The following is a 14525-nucleotide window of genomic DNA, read 5'->3' on the forward strand; positions in this document are numbered from 1 at the left end:
TATGCCTAAGAATCAGCAAGAACCACATAAAATTCAGGCCTGGTCTCTGATCAACCGCAAATATCTTGGACAAGGTGTACGTGTCAAAAGATTCCGCCGGCCAAAGCGCAGCCAGATCCGCAACCGCGTTCTGCTGGCCATTCTGATGGCTAAGGACATGAAGCTCTCCAGACTTGCAGAAGAGCTATCCGTTTCCTCGCGCAGCGTAAGCGCATGGGTGTATGAAGGCCGCATTCCCTCCAGAACCAATCTGGACAAGGTCTGCCGCCTGCTCGGTTATCCGTCCCATATCTTGTTCAATGAAGCTCTTCTGCGGCAGAGTCCGATTGTGTGCCAGCCGACCCCGTCCCGTTTCATGAAAAGAACGATTGCCCGTTCACCGCAAAGCAATGCTATCCTGACCGGACTCTGCATGGTGTATGACTTCTCGGTAACTGATGTCAGCATCTGGATCGGTGTCCATCCCGGCACGTTCCGCAAGTGGCTGCACCAATGCCATCTGCCTACGCTGGCGCTGCAGGAGAAAGCCGAGAATTTCTTCCGGATTCCGCGCCATATCCTGTTCGCCGATTGTGAGCTTCACTAGTGTAACCGCCTGAATAAACGTCTGAATAAGGCCCTCCTCCTGTTTGGAGAAGGGCCTCTTGATGCTGCGCTCCTGCACCTGTTTATTTTTTGCGTGCGAGAATGTATCTTAGTATGTATTCATGGGTCCCGCCCTGCGGACTCTCCAGCGGTTCGGTAAATGCACCCGTCTCCAGAATCTCAGTACCGGCAAAATGCCCTCTTATATCGCCGTCGCTAAAAAAATGGGCATACTTATCTGCCTTGTATTCATAAGTGCCCGGTTCAAGCTCCTTCCCACACCCATAATTGGGATCTTCATCGGAGAAGCTGGTGAAATAGAGCAGTCCTCCGGAGCGCACCTGCTTAAGACACACTTCAATCAGCCTGCGGCGGTCATCCGCAAGGAATAGATGCAGCACGTCATAGCAATACACGGCATCCACCGGATGTTCAAGCTGCGGCTGCAGCGCAGATCCGGCGATAAAGGTTGTCCCGGGATCCCATTCTGCGGCCAGCTCCAGCGCGGCTTCACTTAATTCTATGCCGTAAACGGTAAATTCGGGGGCAAACACTTTGGTGTTCCGCCCGTAACCGGCACCCGGAACCAGGACGGAAGATGCCCCGTCTTCCATAAACCTTTGTTTGGCCCACCCGGCAGTCGGACTGGGCCGGCTCCCCCAGATCATCCCCTCCCGGGCAAACCGCTGACTCCAATACTGTGACATAACGCTTCCTTCTTTCTATCCAGGAAATTGTGATGCTGTACTTTTGGCTCCCCGCTCCCGGCTCCCTGCTCAGCGGCGCTTACTGCGCATAGCATTCAGCAGCTTCACCCCGGCTTCACCGCTGGAAGTATAATAATCGTACTCTGGAGACTCTTTGGCGTACAAGGCGATTTTGCCTTCAGCATCATAGTGGACTCCCCAGCCGTACTTCTTGGGCAGCATGGAGGCCCGCAGGCAAGGATGATTCTTCGCAAACAGCTCTGCCCAAATTTCCTCCCGGCGTGAATCCCGCTCCTCTTCGGGAATTTCTTTGTGCCGCACATGTACCTGATATAGCAATTCTTCATGGTTATATTGGTAAGGAGCACCGGCCAGCAGCTGGTATTGAATGACATGAGCGGGCGGAAGCGGCCGTCCCGAGACCGGGGTTGTGCCAATTTCTGCCGGGCAATCTTCAGCAACACGGATAAAAGTATCGGTATAGCTCATTTAGAAGCCTCCTTCAGCTGCGGAATATCTTTTTCCTCTATCATAATTCACTCCGCTGCATCAGGCAAAGTCAATGAATATGGCAAAACGGCTGGTCCCCTGTATCCCAGAGAATCAGCCGTCTTGCGGCAGAGCATCTATGAAGTTAACGGTCTACCAGCTGGACTTGGTGATACCGGGAATTTGTCCCTGGAGTGCGAGCTCGCGGAAGACGATCCGGGAAACATGGAATTTGCTTAAGTACCCTCGTGGTCTGCCGGAGACGGTGCACCGGTTTTTTTGACGGGTAGCCGAGGAATCACGGGGCAGCTTCTGCAGCGCCATATAATCTCCCGCCGCTTTCAGCTCTCTGCGTTTGTCCGCATATTTCGCCACCAGCTCCTGCCGCTTCAGTTCCTTGACAACCTTCGACTTCTTAGCCATTGTATGGATCAGCCTCTCTTCTTCTTATTCGTTCAGCGCCGCGCTCAGAGCTTCAAGATTCTGGCGCATAACGCCCAAGTAATCCAGATTATTCCTGGTGTCTTCCTCCGTCAGTCCTTCAATCGGATTCAGTACAGCTGTCTTGGCTCCAATTTCCTGGGCAATAGTGTCAGCCACACTGGAGGATACCAGAGTTTCGAAAAAGATCGTTTTTACGTTATTCGCCTTGGCAAATTCTACGATCTCTGCCATTTGAGCAGCGGAAGGCTCCTGCTCCGGTGACAACCCGGCGATAGGCACTTGAGTTAAACCATATTCACGGGCCAGGTATCCGAAAGCGGCATGCTGGGTAATAAAGTCCTTACGTTTCGTATCCTTCAGCCCGTCTTTGAACTCCTGGTCCAGCTGCTGCAGCTTGGCGATATAGGCTTCGCTATTGGTTTTGAAGGCTGCTGCATTCTCAGGTGAGGCTGCGGATAAAGCCGCTTCAATCGTGCGGACCTCCTGGATCGCCATAGCCGGGGCGAGCCACACATGCGGGTCAAGACCGCCGTGATCATGGCCTTCTCCAGCATGTGCTTCTTCCCCATGTTCATCCTCGTGGTCATGTTCGTGGTCGTGATCAGCCTCGCCGGACACTGTGCCTTCTTCATGGGCATGCTCATGGTCATGGTCATGTCCCTCTTCCTCTTCCGTTCCTTCCATGATTTCCAGCCCTTTACTGGCTTCTACGGTAATCAGTTTGCTGCCGGAAGCCCCGTCCACAACCTGCTGCGCCCAGCCTTCCATTCCCGCTCCGTTATAGACAAGCACATCCGCATCAGAAATCTCAGCCATATCCTTAGCGGTCGGCTCCCAGTCATGCGGCTCGGTGCCGGCCGGAATCAGCACTTCCACATCCGCAAGCTCACCGGTAATATTCTTCGTGAATTCATACATCGGATAGAAGCTGACCTTGATATTCAGCTTGTCCGCCGCAGGTACGGTTGTAGCTGCAGCCGCAGAGGACGGTTCGTTAGCAGGGCTGCCGGTAGAGGCAGCATTGCCTGCAGTATTGTTTCCGCAGCCGGAGACAATAAGCATAGCGGTGAGAGACAAGGCAGCAAGGTGGCGGATTTTGAATTTGGACTTTGATTTGGACTTCATCATATTTTTTGGAGACCCCTTTTCTTAAATGGTTGTAGATTTATGAATGTATATAAGACGTACTTAAGATTTGAACTAGAAAGCTTAGTCGTCACTGCGGTGAACATTTGGACTTCCGGCCGCTGTTGTCACCAGATTTCTTGATCTATACCGCTGTTCGCGGTTGAAATCCGTTGACTGATTATGCTTCCGTAGCGAGCTTTCCTGCGGAAAGCTTTCAGGCGGTCGCTATCGCTCCTACAGTTCCAAATTTCCCCTCCGCTTCTTTCACTTTTTGTTAATTTCTTTAGTACTTCTTATGTTGCGGCGGTTTTTCAAGGTAATCAGTCGTTGCACAGCAATGGCAAATAGCAAAAATACGAGCAGAATAAGTGCAATCGTGCCTCCAGGAGGCGTGTTGATATAATACGAAGCCGTTAAGCCGCTAAACACACCGGTCAAACCGACAACGACTGAAATCAGAATGGCTGCGGTAAAACCCGATGCAATCCGCAGCGCAATGGATGCCGGAAGCACAATAAGAGCGGATACCAGCAGCACACCTACAACAGGCATGGCTGCGGCAACGGTCATGCCTGTAAGAACGGCGAACGAGAAGGACAGTAATCCGGTATGGACTCCGCCGATGCTGGCGGTCTCCTCGTCAAATGTCAGGTTGTACAGCGGCCGGCGCAGCACAATGAAGTAGACGAGTCCGGCGGCGGCCACGATGGCAATCAGCTTAAGCTGGGTTTCACTCACGGCAACGATGGAGCCGAACAGGTAAGAGCTGAAGCTCTTGGTCAGGTTCTGCTTCAGGCTCATCAGCACGACGGCCAGAGCTAGACCGGAGGTCATAATGATAGCTACCGGAAGCTCGCTGTATGTACGGTAAGAACGGCGCAGCTGCTCGATAACCAGCCCTCCGGCTACGGCCACAGCGAAACCGCTGATGGCCGGGTTCCACTGCAGGACTGAACCCAGCGCCACACCTGCAAGTGAGACATGGGACAGGGTGTCCGCCATCAGTACCTGCCTGCGCAGCATCAGATATACGCCAAGCAGCGGACCAATAATGCCGATCAGGCCTCCTGCCCAAAATGCACGCTGCATGAATTCGTAACCAAGCATGTCCAGCCCTCCTGTTCCTGCCGTTCCAGGCTGATCACCGTATCCAGATAGGATCTTGTCTCTTCCAGGCCATGTGTAACCATAATGACGGTGCGGCCATGCTGGCTGACATAATGCCGCATTAGCTTGTAGAAGCCGCTGCGGCTGGCAGTATCCATGCCGGTTGCCGGCTCATCCAGCACCAGCACCTGCGGCTGCTGGGCCAGCGCCCGGGCGATGCAGATCCGCTGCTTCTGCCCGCCGGACAACTCGCCGATTCTGCGGTTGCGGTACTCCCACATATCGACCTGACGCAGGCTGCTCTCCACCAGCGCTTCCTGTTCCTTCGTGAAGCGGCGGAACAATCCCAGCCTGGAGTAGCAGCCGGAACGGACCAGCTCGATGACCTTGCTGGGAAATCCGGCATTGAAGGAGGCGACTTGCTGCGGCACATAGCCGATCACCAGCCCGCCCCCGCCGGTAAGCTCCTTGTTCAGGGAGACCGTTCCGCTCCAGGGCTTCAGCAGGCCCAGCATAAGCTTGAGCAGCGTTGTCTTCGCCGCTCCGTTGGGGCCGGTGATCCCGATGAACTGCCCGGCTTCAATATTCAGCGACAAGCGGTCAATGACCGGCTCGTTCCCGTAGCCGAACACAACATCCTGCATGGATGACAAAATCATAGCGTATCGTCTTCCCTTCTTCATTCAACTTCAGACGGAGCTGATGCACCGGCAAAGTCTATTAACATTCGCAGATAATGAGTTTATTCGTAACAATTACGTTTTGACTCCATTGATATTATCGTAATAATTACGATCTGTAAACCCAAAACCGAAAATTAATCGTAATCAAACTGATTAACATCGTAATCTAGGCAGCAAAAAGCCGGAACCGACAGTCCCGATTCCGGCTCTTCCGCGTAATTAGATACTAGTCTTGCATACCACCGTAACTCCAGATACCTGTCTTGTATTCCACCCGGATATAAATCCTCTGTATCACCCGAGTTCAATTCTTAAACCCTAACCTTCCGCCCGCTGCACGCTCCTCCTCAGCCCTCTATTCCTGCCCGGCCGTAAGCAGCTCCTCTTCCGGCCATGGCAGCGGATTGTTGAACTCGTTCCAGTCCAGCTTCATTTCTTCCGCGCTAAGCAGGCAGCGGTCCAGCCGGGCTTCGATGTCTGCACGGTTCATGCTGACGCCGATGAACACAATCTCGTTCAGCCGGTCGCCCCACTGATTGTCCCACTTCGCCTTCACATCCGGCTCGGCCGCCAGCACCTCCTGCTGCTGGTCCTCCGGCATCGTCGCCAGCCAATAACCGGCCGGACCGAACTGAATGGACGGTCCCGCCTGGCTGACGGTTGCGGCCAGATCCCCGCGCGCGGCCAGCCATACCAGACCTTTGGCCCGGACTACCTCAGCCGGCCAGTTGCTGAAGAAGAAGCTCAGCCGCTGCGGATGGAACGGCGTTCTGCGCCGGTAGACAAAGGAGGTGATGCCGTATTCTTCCGTCTCCGGTGTATGCTCCTCCTTGCCGAGCTCTGCGATCCAGCCGGAGGACAGACTGGTCTGCTCGAAATCAAACAGACCTGTATTCAGGATCTCTGAAGGGTCGACCTCCGCATTAACCGTACGGATGATCTTCGCGCGCGGTTGAAGCCTGCGCAGCACAGCCTCCAGCTTGTTCAGCTCCTGCTCGTCCACGAGATCGCATTTGTTCAGCAGCAGCACATCGCAGGTCTCAATCTGGTCAATCAGCAGATCAACGATATCCCGGAAGTCGCCATCGCCCGCAGTCATATTGCGGTCAAGCAGACTGTCCCCCGAAGCAAAATCATGCCAGAAACGGTTGGCATCGACTACCGTAACCATCGTGTCCAGTCTGGCAAGCTCAGTAAGATCAATATCCAGCTCCGGGTTCGCATAGGTGAAGGTCTGGGCTACCGGAACCGGCTCGCTGATGCCGGAAGACTCGATCAGAATATAATCGAAACGTCCTTCCGACGCGAGATTATTCACTTCCCGCAGCAGGTCGTCGCGGAGCGTGCAGCAGATACAGCCATTGGACATTTCCACCAGCTTTTCCTCAGTCCGGGAGAGGGTATTGCCGGATTTCACCAGGCCCGCGTCCACGTTCACCTCACTCATATCATTCACAATGACCGCCACCTTCAGGCCATCGCGGTTATGCAGAATGTGATTCAGGAGTGTCGTTTTGCCGGAACCGAGGTATCCGCTGAGTACAGTAACAGGTATTCTCTTCATTGATTTACTCCTTACACAAATTTAGTTTAGGACAGCAGCGCACCCACCGTCCGTCTATCAGAACTTCTTCCTTCCCAAGGTATGGCTCAGCATCCTTAGCGGGTCTCACGGTGCAGCGTTACACGCTTCAGGCGCGGGCAGTATTTCTTCATCTCAAGCCGTCCGGGCGTGGTTCTCTTATTCTTCGTAGTGGTGTAGTTGCGGTCGCCAGTCTCTGTGCAGGCCAAGGTAACGATTACTCTCACTGAATTCAACTCCTTCATATTTAATCGTAATTATTACGATTTACACATTCTACATGGTCCGCCTGTCCGCTGTCAACTGGTGATCCGCAAAATTTCAACTCTCTTAGAATTGTGGTCTTTCCTGCGGAGGAATTACGTATAGATGGAATTACAAGTGAAAACGGCTTGGCCTCCTTCAAGAGCTGGGCCGTTTCAGCAGGAAACAGACGGTTGCTCTGGTAAGATGCATCGAAGGTTGTATTACAAAGAAAATATGATTCTTGCAATTCCAAGAACGAAGCGGGAGAGTGAGCCATGAAGATACCTGTGATCATACTGAGCGGATTTCTGGGGAGCGGAAAAACTACTCTGCTGTTAAGTCTGCTGAAGGAGAGCAAGCGGCGGGGGCTTAATCCCGGCGTAGTCATGAATGAGCTGGGGAAAAAGGATGTCGACGGCTATATTCTGCAGGAGAATACCGGCACTAGTGTGGAAAAGCTGCTGGACGGCTGTGTATGCTGCAGCCGTAAGGAAGAGCTGCCGCGCAGCCTGGCCGCCCTGCTGGCGCGCCGTCCGGATATCATCTACATCGAGCTTACCGGCGTCGCGGACCCCGATGAAATTGCCAAATCGCTGCTGGAGATGCCTTTAGCAGACCGGCTGAAGCTGCACTTTACCATCACGCTGCTAGATGCCGAGAATGCGCTGGACTATAACAGCCGCTTCTCTGCCGATAAACAGCTGGTCCGCACTCTGCGCAAGCAGCTCACGGTGGCCGATCTGATTATCGTGAACAAAAGCGATCTGGTCGAACCGGAAACCCTATGGAAAATCGAGAAAATGGTCTATAAGCAAAACTCTGAATCGGAAATTGTATTTACCCATTACAGCCAGATTAACCTGGCCCCGCTGCTGGCAGGCATCGCCGCCCGTGAACTGCGGAGGCCTGCGCCGCAGCGCGGACCGGGTACTATAAACGGCACATCGCTTAAACGAACCAGTCCAGGCTACGGGGGGAGCGCGACTGCTGTACAGGAGCCCGAGTCCGGCCCAAGCACCTCCTACTCGCAGGTAGCGGCAGTTACGCTGACCGTACCGCAGGGGGGAAACGGAAGGATCCGCCGGGAGCAGCTGGAGCTTTTTTTCCGGGAATGGGGAGACAGTCTGCTTAGAGCCAAAGGTCATGTCCAGCTTGCGGAGCAGGATTCCGTGCAGCTTGTGCAATATGCGGGGCACCGCACAACCTGGGAAGCCTCGCGTTATCCGGGCCAGCCTTACATTGTGTGCATCGGCCTGAATTTGGACGAGAGGGCGGTCAGCCGCCGCTGGGCAGCCTTGTTCAGCTAATATCAGGCGCGGGAAGGAGCCGATGAAGCCCTTGACAACCTTTTCTCCGTTCAAAATACTGCCGCTGCTCATTCCCGCTGCCTTCCTGCTCACGATTGGCATTCTCTGGCTCCCCGGTCATCCGGAGCTGCTTAACAACGGTTATGTGGACACGTTCAAAACAGCGTTTCTCGGCATTCTGCTCGAAGCCCTGCCGTTCGTGCTCCTGGGTGCGCTGCTCTCCTCATTGCTCCGCGTCTTCGTGCCGGACGAGATGATCTCACGCTGGATTCCGCGCCATCCGGTTCCGGCTATTCTATTCGGCTGCCTGCTCGGGATCATTTTCCCCGTCTGCGAATGCGGGATGATTCCGCTTGTCCGCCGGTTAATGCACAAAGGCATGCCGCTCTACGTCGCCATCGTCTTCATCCTGTCCGGTCCGATCCTGAATCCGGTCGTCTACGGGGCCACCCTGACGGCCTTCCGTTCCCATCCGGAACTGGCCTATGCGCGGATGGGACTGGCTTTTGCCGTATCCGCCCTAATCGGCCTTGTCATCTTTGCCACCATCCGCAAATCACCGCTGCGTCTGTCTATCCCCCGCGAGGGCGGCGAGGAGCATCACGGCACCACCCGCGGCGGGCGGGTAGTCGCAGTCTTTGTGCATACGTCGGATGAGTTTTTTGAAATGGGCAAATATCTGATCATCGGCTGCCTGTTAACCGCCGGTATCCAAACCTTCATGAATCACGGCAGCCTGGCCGCTATCGGAGAGCGCCCGCTGGGCTCCTACCTGTTCATGATGGGGCTGGCCTTTGTACTCTCGCTCTGCTCCACCTCAGATGCCTTCGTCGCCTCTACCTTCCTGCATTCCTTTCCGGCCGGATCACTGCTGGCGTTCATGGTGCTGGGCCCGATGCTCGACTTCAAAAACTCGCTGATGCTGCTGTCGCTGTTCAAAACCAGATTCGCGCTTTATCTGTTCTTCCTGATTGTCTCGGCCGTCTTCACCGGCTCGGTGCTGGCTTCACTCTGGCTGTAGCAACCCTCACAAACTCAGCATATGCTTCCGATGCAGTTTGTCCGCAGAAACTCAGGGAGCAACCCTCACAAACTCTTAGGAGGTTCCGTATGAATAACGCCCGGAGCATCCGGTTTCACTATTTACTGAGGGCGGTTATTCTGCTCGCCTTCGCCCTCTATATCGGACATCTGGTCCAGCAGGACGCGCTTCATTACTACGTTGCCCCCAAGCTGGCACGCTGGATCAGGCTGTGTCCGGTTCCGCTCTCCCTGATGGCGCTGAGCCTCGGGCTTCAAGCCGTCCTTGGCAAAAGCAGTGTCCTGTGCGACTGTGAGCACCGCCTGCCCCGTTCCGGGCTGGGCAGTTCCGCACTATACAGCCTGTTCCTGCTTCCGCTGCTACTCGGGTTTCTCCTGCCTGACCGCGCACTGGGAAGTGCTGCAGCGGCCAGAAAAGGCCTCACCCTGTCTTATACAGCCGCAGAGTCCGGCAGCGGCGCGAAGTTCACTCCCTCTAACCCCTATGAGGCGGAATTTGCCGAGCTGGCCGGCAAGCTGTACGGAGAGTCCGTTATTCCTGTATACCCGGAGATTTTCTCTGAGACCCTGGGCGCTTTCAACCTGTATAAATCACAGTTTGAGGGCAGGGAAATCTCGGTATCCGGCTTTCTCTACCGAGAGCCGCAGGGTGCCGGCCAGACCAGCTATGCGGTCAGCCGGTTCCTCGTCCAGTGCTGCACGGCGGATGCCACTCCGTTCGGTATTCTGCTGGAGCCGGGAACACAAATAAGCCTGCCCGCCGATACCTGGATTGAGGTTCGGGGCAAGCTTCATGTGGTGCTCTATCAGGGAGTGGAGACACTGCAGATTACTCCGGAAGTCCTAACCGCAGTTCCTGAGCCGTCCACACCTTATGTATACACTAGTGCCGACGCCGCAGCGGCCTGGGAGGAGCTGCAGCCTTGAGTGCCAGCTTAGATCACCGCATCCAGCGCATCATCGTCATCAATGGATGAACCGGGATTTACGACCTCAATGAGAAGCCGGGCCGGAATACAGATAATCTGCTGTTTGGGCCTGGAGATGAACCCCATATCCAGCGCAATGGTCAGAGGAGCATCCGAGTAAGTCATCTGTATCCCATAGTCGAACACCTTCAGGGTATTGTGGCCGAACTTGGTACGGATTTCTATAATCTGTTCTTCCTTGGTCAGGTTTACCGTCTTGTACGCCTTGCCGTTCACTGTAATAACAGCCTTCAGATCTCCCTGTGCATAATGCTCATTGTGATTCGAGAACCACTTATAGCCGTAAATGGAACCGGCGGCAAGCAATACGACCAGGATCATGATGAAATCGCCACGTTTCATGGTTTTCAATACCGTAACCCTCTCACTGACTATTTTATAATCGTAATAATTACGATCCCTATAAATAATAGTTTAGCCAGGGGAAGATTGTCAACGTCTGCCCAGCCGCTTCAGCAAACTCCGCAGCCACCAGGTAATTCCGGCATAGATCAGCAGTACAATGGCCAGTGTCAGCATCCGCTCCCGGAACGATCCGTCAGCCAGCAGCACCGGCCCCAGCCCATATAGCGTTGTCAGCCCATAGAGTATGGCAAATAAAATATAGATGATCCATCTCATTCCTCTTTGCTCCTCCTCATGTCTCTGCCTGCTAATTCCGGAGATTAATCGACCATTCCCGCAGAACCCTGTCCAGCTCTTCCACCCGGATCGGCTTGGAGATGAAGTCCTGCATCCCTGCTCGAAGGCACATTTCCTTATCTTCCTTCCGGGCAAAGGCAGTAACTGCAATAATAACCGGAGATAATCCCATCGCCTCGCGGATCCGCCCTGTAGCTTCAATACCATCCAGCACCGGCATCTGAATATCCATGAATACCAGATCATACTGCCGTGTCAGCACAGCGTGAACCGCCTGCTCCCCGTTCAGGGCCACATCCGAGGTATAGCCGCGCTTATTCAAATATTTCTGCAGCAGATGCAGATTCACCGGATGATCCTCAGCAATAAGGATCGACAGCGGACCATATTGCCCCTCCGGATAATCCATATCAAAAATTCCGTTCTTATACTCTTCCGCTGCAAGGATCTCCAGGGGCAGCGGAGGCCCCGCAACCTCACCAGACGGCATAACCTCAATCGTGAAATAGAACTCCGAGCCCTCATCTTCGGTACTGTCCACACCGATCGCACCATCCAGCAGCTCGACCAGCTTCTTGCTTATGGCCAGCCCCAGTCCGGTTCCGCCGTATTTGCGGTTAATGGAAGGATGCAGCTGGGAGAACGACTGGAACAACAGGCTCTGGCTGTCCTGCGGAATTCCAATACCGGTATCTGTCACCGAGAATCTGAGAATCATTGACCCGGGTTCCCGTACAGGTTCCAGCTTCACCGAAATACCGACTTCCCCTTCTTCCGTGAATTTCACCGCATTGCCGACCAGATTCACGAGAATTTGCCGCAGCCGGATTTCATCCGTTATTACAAGACCGGGAATCTCCGGGGCTGCTTCGCTGCGCAGGGTCAGCCCTTTTTCTTTGACCCGCGGATAAAAGAGTTCACATACATTCTGAATCACTTGCCGGACATCGACCGGCTGCAGATCCAGCGTCATCATACCGGATTCAATCTTGCTGAAATCCAGCACCTCATTCAGGATATGCAGCAGTGCTCCACCGCTTTTATTAATAATCTGCGTGTAGTATTCCTGCTCTTCCGTAAGCTCTGTCCCCGAGAGCAGATCAGCCATGCCAATAATCCCATTCATCGGAGTGCGCAGCTCGTGGCTCATAATGGCCAGGAATTCTGATTTGGCCCGGTCGGCCTGCTCCGCTGATTCCTTGGCACGCACAACCGCCTTCTCCTCGGTAATGTCACGGAATACCACTACCGCACCCTTGCGTTCCCCGTTATCATATAATGCCGTCATGCGGTATTTAACGAGGAAGCTGGAACCGTCCTGTCTCCAGAAAACCCCTTCCTGCTCCCGCTCATAGGAGAGATTAGTCGTAAGCAGCTCTGCGAGGGTCCTATGCCCTCCGCGGTAGAGTTCCCCGTCCATCCAGGTCTGGGCGATCGTCTGCAGCTTGATATTGCTGGCCAGCTCTCCGGGAGCGTAACCCAGCATAATGGAAGCCGCCGGATTAATAAAGACCGTATCCCCCTGCAGATTGATGCCAAAGATCCCTTCCGAAACCGAATTCAATATTAGCGCATGCTCATAACTGAGCTTCTCAATCTGTTCCAGATGCCGTTTGCGTTCGGTGATATCGCTCGTGATAGCAAACACGCCTACCACCTGGCTGTCCAGCAGAATAGGCACATAAATCATGCCAACCTCAACCGTCTGCCCGTCACGGCGGATGATCCGGGTCTCAAAGGTCTGGGCCATCCCCCCGGCAGCGGCAAGAAAACGGTTATTCACAAATGCCAGCTCATCCGCATCAATAATCTCACTGTAGCTTGAATGCAGCAGTGTTTCACGGGAATAGCCGGTGAGCTGCTGCAGACTGGCATTCAGCGACTGGATGCAGCCCTGCAGATCCATTGCACTGATCGCGGACGGATTATATTCGAAAAGCGACTTGTACCGGTTCTCGCTTTCCAGCAGCTTCAGTTCATATTGCTTGCGCTCAGAGATATTCCGGGTAACTCCAATCATCTCTGTAATTCCCGGGGTTCCCGTCTCCGTATGCCGCAGCGTAGTCTCCACCCACAGATAAGAGCCGTCCTTGCACAGATAACGGAAGACGATAGGCTCCAGCTTCAAGCCCTTCTTACTGTCGTCCAGAAAAGCCTGCACACAGGCAAAATCGTCAGGATGGATATAATCCATCCCATTCGTGCCGACCATTTCTTCCGGAGTATATCCGAACATCTGCTGGCAGACCGGGGAAGCATACAGATAGGTCGCCTGTTCATCTGTCGCATTGCGTGAGATAAAGTCCTGAGAATTCTCCGAGATCAGGCGGTAATTCCGTTCGCTGTCACGAAGCTGTTCTTCCATCCGGTGGCGTTCCGTAACATCCTGCACAATGCCGCGGATCTGCTGAACCTTGCCTGCTGCATCCAGGATAACCTCCCAGTGCGCATAGATCACCTTACGCCCGCCGCTGCCGTTCCTGATTCTGAAGGTCGCCTCACCCTGGGTGCCTGACTTCAGTGTATGGTGCAGCTCCTCACGCAGCGCCCCCAGATCATCCTTCACCACACAATCCAGGAGCAGCTGATAATCAATCCGGGTATGACTGCCCTGACAGCCGCCCATTTCAAAAATAGCCCTCATCTGGCTGGAAACCGTCAACTCCGCATAGACCGAATTCCATTCCCACGAACCCATCTGCCCAAGCTCCTGCGCAGACGCCAGCATCTCCTCATATTTCTTCCGCTCTGTAACATCACGGGCAATGGTCAGTACCTGCTGCACTTCACCTTCACGGTCCCGCATAACCTGAAACGAGCTTTCAATCCAAATGTAATGGCCGTCTTTATGCCTTGCCCGGCGGGTAAAGACATCGTTGTCCGAGTAAAGCTTCCCCCGCTCGGTCATCTCTAGCGCGTCAACTTCATGATAATACTCCGGCCTTTTCCTGCCGATCATCTCACTTGCGGAATAACCCATCAGTTTTTCAACAGAGGGAGAAACATATCGCAAGGTTCCATCCGGATCGGCAAAGGAGATCATGTCCGGAGTATTTTGCGTAATCAGCTTGTAGAGCTGGTGATCCTCCTCAATCTTCTTCTCCGCTACCTTGCGTGCGGTAATATCCGTCATTTCCGCGATCAGCTGCAGGGGCTTGCCTGTCGATTCGTCAAAGATCAAAAATATATGCAGCGCCACCCAGATGATCTCCCCATCCTTGCGTGCAAACCGCTTCTCTTTATCTACAGCCGCGCCGGGACTGCGCAGCAAATACTTCATAATCAGGCCGTGATCCACGGTATGCTCATCCTCCGGATAGGCAATATCCAAATAACGCAGATCCTTAAGTTCATCCTCTGTATATCCGAACATCCCGCAAAAGGCAGGATTGGCCATGAGCATTGTACCATCGTCAATGGATACTACCGCATAGCCTATGGAAGACCGTAAATACAAATGCTTAAAAAGTGTATCAGACAAAGCTCCGAGCCTCCTCTGTGAAAGTGGGGGACATAAATTATTATCAGTATACCTTTTTTTCGGATAATATGCTCCAGCTCTGAAGTCACTCCAA

General features: G+C 53.9%; 15 protein-coding genes. 4 read left to right on the plus strand and 11 right to left on the minus strand.

Going from position 1 to position 14525, the window contains the following annotated elements:
• The first annotated feature begins 1 nt into the window (after position 1).
• Entirely contained in the window at positions 2 to 586 is a 585-nt protein-coding gene (locus MHI42_RS08490) for a helix-turn-helix transcriptional regulator (RefSeq protein WP_039308727.1), read from the plus strand.
• An 82-nt stretch (positions 587 to 668) separates the two neighbouring features.
• Here MHI42_RS08490 and MHI42_RS08495 read toward each other — a convergent pair whose 3' ends face one another.
• From MHI42_RS08495 to rpmG, 8 genes are all read right to left on the minus strand, one after another.
• Positions 669 to 1292, minus strand: a complete 624-nt coding sequence (locus MHI42_RS08495) for a class I SAM-dependent methyltransferase (protein ID WP_342423474.1) — start codon at positions 1290 to 1292, stop codon at positions 669 to 671.
• Positions 1293 to 1361: 69 nt separating this feature from the next.
• On the minus strand, positions 1362 to 1781 hold the full coding sequence (locus tag MHI42_RS08500; RefSeq protein ID WP_342423475.1) for a DUF6157 family protein: 420 nt from the start codon (positions 1779 to 1781) through the stop codon (positions 1362 to 1364).
• A 153-nt stretch (positions 1782 to 1934) separates the two neighbouring features.
• Positions 1935 to 2204 carry a 30S ribosomal protein S14 gene (gene rpsN, locus MHI42_RS08505; protein WP_039308720.1) on the minus strand — a complete coding sequence of 90 codons (270 nt, stop codon included), beginning with the start codon at positions 2202 to 2204 and terminating at the stop codon, positions 1935 to 1937.
• 24 nt (positions 2205 to 2228) lie between these two features.
• Positions 2229 to 3353, minus strand: a complete 1125-nt coding sequence (locus MHI42_RS08510) for a metal ABC transporter substrate-binding protein (RefSeq protein ID WP_342423476.1) — start codon at positions 3351 to 3353, stop codon at positions 2229 to 2231.
• Between the two features lie 264 nt (positions 3354 to 3617).
• The gene (locus MHI42_RS08515) at positions 3618 to 4466 is read right to left on the minus strand and encodes a metal ABC transporter permease (RefSeq protein WP_342424705.1); all 849 of its coding nucleotides are present in this window, start codon (positions 4464 to 4466) and stop codon (positions 3618 to 3620) included.
• The gene (locus MHI42_RS08520) at positions 4412 to 5119 is read right to left on the minus strand and encodes a metal ABC transporter ATP-binding protein (RefSeq protein WP_342424706.1); all 708 of its coding nucleotides are present in this window, start codon (positions 5117 to 5119) and stop codon (positions 4412 to 4414) included. Before MHI42_RS08520 ends, MHI42_RS08515 begins: the two co-directional genes overlap by 55 nt.
• A 379-nt stretch (positions 5120 to 5498) precedes the next feature.
• A complete protein-coding gene (locus MHI42_RS08525; RefSeq protein WP_342423477.1) occupies positions 5499 to 6707 on the minus strand; it encodes a GTP-binding protein in 1209 nt (402 codons plus the stop codon).
• 95 nt (positions 6708 to 6802) lie between these two features.
• Positions 6803 to 6952: a 50S ribosomal protein L33 gene (gene rpmG, locus MHI42_RS08530; protein ID WP_042135659.1), complete on the minus strand. Its 150-nt coding sequence runs from the start codon at positions 6950 to 6952 to the stop codon at positions 6803 to 6805.
• Positions 6953 to 7246: 294 nt separating this feature from the next.
• On the opposite strand from rpmG, the gene MHI42_RS08535 reads away from it, so the two are divergent.
• The 3 genes from MHI42_RS08535 to MHI42_RS08545 all read left to right on the plus strand — a co-directional run bounded on the left by MHI42_RS08535 (position 7247) and on the right by MHI42_RS08545 (position 10246).
• A complete protein-coding gene (locus MHI42_RS08535; protein WP_171718473.1) occupies positions 7247 to 8278 on the plus strand; it encodes a GTP-binding protein in 1032 nt (343 codons plus the stop codon).
• Between the two features lie 22 nt (positions 8279 to 8300).
• Positions 8301 to 9299, plus strand: coding sequence for a permease (locus MHI42_RS08540; RefSeq protein WP_342423478.1), 999 nt, complete (start codon positions 8301 to 8303; stop codon positions 9297 to 9299).
• A gap of 89 nt (positions 9300 to 9388) precedes the next feature.
• The gene (locus tag MHI42_RS08545; protein WP_342423479.1) at positions 9389 to 10246 is read left to right on the plus strand and encodes a TIGR03943 family protein; all 858 of its coding nucleotides are present in this window, start codon (positions 9389 to 9391) and stop codon (positions 10244 to 10246) included.
• An 8-nt stretch (positions 10247 to 10254) separates the two neighbouring features.
• On the opposite strand, the gene MHI42_RS08550 is transcribed toward MHI42_RS08545, so the two are convergent.
• The 3 genes from MHI42_RS08550 to MHI42_RS08560 all read right to left on the minus strand — a co-directional run bounded on the left by MHI42_RS08550 (position 10255) and on the right by MHI42_RS08560 (position 14431).
• Positions 10255 to 10650, minus strand: coding sequence for a NusG domain II-containing protein (locus MHI42_RS08550; protein ID WP_342424707.1), 396 nt, complete (start codon positions 10648 to 10650; stop codon positions 10255 to 10257).
• Positions 10651 to 10740: 90 nt separating this feature from the next.
• Positions 10741 to 10929 carry a hypothetical protein gene (locus tag MHI42_RS08555; protein ID WP_042135652.1) on the minus strand — a complete coding sequence of 63 codons (189 nt, stop codon included), beginning with the start codon at positions 10927 to 10929 and terminating at the stop codon, positions 10741 to 10743.
• Positions 10930 to 10960: 31 nt separating this feature from the next.
• Positions 10961 to 14431, minus strand: a complete 3471-nt coding sequence (locus MHI42_RS08560; protein WP_342423480.1) for a PAS domain S-box protein — start codon at positions 14429 to 14431, stop codon at positions 10961 to 10963.
• Positions 14432 to 14525 lie beyond the last annotated feature (94 nt).

Origin of the sequence: Paenibacillus sp. FSL E2-0178 (assembly GCF_038593005.1) — a bacterium.
In the GTDB taxonomy this organism is placed as follows: domain Bacteria; phylum Bacillota; class Bacilli; order Paenibacillales; family Paenibacillaceae; genus Paenibacillus_AQ; species Paenibacillus_AQ phytohabitans.

Bases quoted from the DNA above. Each gene is read 5' to 3' on its own strand.
- MHI42_RS08490 (WP_039308727.1), top strand. From the start codon at position 2: ATGCCTAAGAATCAGCAAGAACCACATAAAATTCAGGCCTGGTCTCTG.
- MHI42_RS08495 (WP_342423474.1), bottom strand. From the start codon at position 1,292: ATGTCACAGTATTGGAGTCAGCGGTTTGCCCGGGAGGGGATGATCTGG.
- MHI42_RS08500 (WP_342423475.1), bottom strand. From the start codon at position 1,781: ATGAGCTATACCGATACTTTTATCCGTGTTGCTGAAGATTGCCCGGCA.
- rpsN (WP_039308720.1), bottom strand. From the start codon at position 2,204: ATGGCTAAGAAGTCGAAGGTTGTCAAGGAACTGAAGCGGCAGGAGCTG.
- MHI42_RS08510 (WP_342423476.1), bottom strand. From the start codon at position 3,353: ATGATGAAGTCCAAATCAAAGTCCAAATTCAAAATCCGCCACCTTGCT.
- MHI42_RS08520 (WP_342424706.1), bottom strand. From the start codon at position 5,119: ATGATTTTGTCATCCATGCAGGATGTTGTGTTCGGCTACGGGAACGAG.
- MHI42_RS08525 (WP_342423477.1), bottom strand. From the start codon at position 6,707: ATGAAGAGAATACCTGTTACTGTACTCAGCGGATACCTCGGTTCCGGC.
- MHI42_RS08535 (WP_171718473.1), top strand. From the start codon at position 7,247: ATGAAGATACCTGTGATCATACTGAGCGGATTTCTGGGGAGCGGAAAA.
- MHI42_RS08540 (WP_342423478.1), top strand. From the start codon at position 8,301: ATGAAGCCCTTGACAACCTTTTCTCCGTTCAAAATACTGCCGCTGCTC.
- MHI42_RS08545 (WP_342423479.1), top strand. From the start codon at position 9,389: ATGAATAACGCCCGGAGCATCCGGTTTCACTATTTACTGAGGGCGGTT.
- MHI42_RS08550 (WP_342424707.1), bottom strand. From the start codon at position 10,650: ATGAAACGTGGCGATTTCATCATGATCCTGGTCGTATTGCTTGCCGCC.
- MHI42_RS08555 (WP_042135652.1), bottom strand. From the start codon at position 10,929: ATGAGATGGATCATCTATATTTTATTTGCCATACTCTATGGGCTGACA.